Origin of the sequence: Acinetobacter sp. LMB-5, assembly GCF_001541635.1 — a bacterium.
GTDB classification, from domain to species: Bacteria; Pseudomonadota; Gammaproteobacteria; order Pseudomonadales; family Moraxellaceae; genus Acinetobacter; species Acinetobacter pittii.
The window spans coordinates 1-363 of sequence record NZ_LRDR01000093.1; the positions used below are offsets into that span (position 1 = coordinate 1).

Consider the following 363-nt stretch of genomic DNA (forward strand, 5'->3'; position numbering starts at 1 on the left):
ACCCAGGAGCTGTTGTTGATCCAGTGACGGTCTCCTTGTTACCTCAATCTGATTCTCTTGTAGCATGGGAAGATGGCGATCATGTTACGTTCTCTGACTCAGTGTCATTGAAGTTACAAGCATTCCAATCAGGCTCCGCAAAACTTGGGATTGCAAGTAGCTCGGTTCCGCAGTTTGGTTTTGACGGTGCGAAGTGTCGTATCGCTGGTGGCCCGCTATCTGAACAAAACTGTAATATCTTGTTTAACTCTGCTGCATTAGGGGTCACTGTGCCCGATAAAGTCGCAGGTAAGCCATTCTTTAACACTGACGGAGATGCATTATATAGCAACCAAAGCTCACCATATTTGGAGTTTTGTAGCT

The 363-nt window shown here is 46.0% G+C and carries 1 protein-coding gene; it reads left to right on the plus strand.

The features are described from left to right. Positions 1 to 363, plus strand: a 363-nt coding sequence (locus tag AW165_RS19880) for a hypothetical protein (protein WP_171254273.1), incomplete at both ends; no start/stop codon positions are given.